This is a genomic window from Candidatus Protofrankia californiensis, from assembly GCF_900634765.1.
Classification (GTDB): Bacteria; Actinomycetota; Actinomycetes; order Frankiales; family Frankiaceae; genus Protofrankia; species Protofrankia californiensis.
Map to the genome: position 1 here is coordinate 2,530 of NZ_CAAAFT010000105.1, position 1,063 is coordinate 3,592.

General features: G+C 68.5%; 3 protein-coding genes. All 3 read left to right on the plus strand.

From position 1 onward, the window contains the following. The coding region (locus DD1DGNOD_RS27805) for a hypothetical protein (RefSeq protein WP_206442984.1) at positions 1–236 on the plus strand (236 nt) is incomplete at its 5' end. 205 nt (positions 237–441) lie between these two features. Further along, on the plus strand, positions 442–579 hold the full coding sequence (locus DD1DGNOD_RS26595; RefSeq protein ID WP_165034788.1) for a hypothetical protein: 138 nt from the start codon (positions 442–444) through the stop codon (positions 577–579). Continuing rightward, positions 576–1,063: SAF domain-containing protein (locus DD1DGNOD_RS28850; RefSeq protein ID WP_241255507.1), on the plus strand; the 488-nt coding region annotated here is incomplete at its 3' end. The genes DD1DGNOD_RS26595 and DD1DGNOD_RS28850, both read left to right, overlap by 4 nt.

Below are 1,063 nucleotides of genomic sequence, written 5' to 3' on the forward strand. Positions count from 1 at the left end.
TATCAGAGTTGCAGGATCGGATCGCCTGTGAATGCCTCTACTTGTGGATAACAGGTGCCGTTCGCCTGGAAGGCCAAAAGCAGTGCGGTCACGTTTTTCTCGCGCTGCCGGAGGCCCAAGTCTCTGGATCGCCGGAGATTCGGGGATTCGGGGATTCGGTGGCTCGGGCCACTGGTTGCGGCCTGAAATCAGATCTTGGCCATGGCGTCGAGGTTCCGAGCGACGTAAAGCGGTGATCCGGAGGTGGTGATCGCTGGATGCGGTGATCGTGAAGTGGCGATGGGGGGACGGTGATCGGGACGTGTCGATCGGGGCGTGTCGACCGGGAGGCGGTGATCGGGAGGCGGGATGTTCCGGCCCGGATCCGTCGATCCGGAAGGCCCTCGTCCGAGACCGCCGTTGCAGACCACGTACCCTCAGCGATCAGGGTGTGCGTCGGACATGTCCGTCATCCGGTCTGCGCCGGGCCACCCGCTGTCCGCCCGCCAGCAGCTCCTGGTCGGCCGCGACGGCGCGATCACGACATCGTCGCCGCCGGCCGGCCTCGAGGGACACAAGCTACAGGAGGTCCGCCGGTGACCGGCCTCACGCCCGCTGTCGCGGTTTCGGAGAAGCCGGCCGCCCCGCCGTCGCCACCGGCCCGCCGGCTCACCCCGCCGCGCTGGCGGGACTCCCGTCTGCTGGTCGGTGTGCTGCTGGTGCTGGTGTCGGTCGTGGCGGGCGCCCGCCTGTTCGCGACCGCCGACCGCAGCCACGACTGGGTGGCGGCAACCGTGGACCTTCCAGCCGGGCATGTCGTGGTTGCCGCCGACCTCACCACGACCTCGGCACGTCTGCGTTCGACGACCGCGGATCGTTATTTTCCGGGTGAGCGTCGTTCAGCGCTGGTCGGGGCGATGCTCGCCCGCCCGGTGTCGGCCGGGGAACTGCTCAGTGGCGCCGACTTCGTGCGGGACACCGTGAGCCCGACCCGGCTGGTCGCGATCGTCGTCAAGGACGGCAGAGCACCCGCGCTCACTCCAGGCGATCACGTGGACGTCTTCGTCCTGCAACGGTCGGGTAC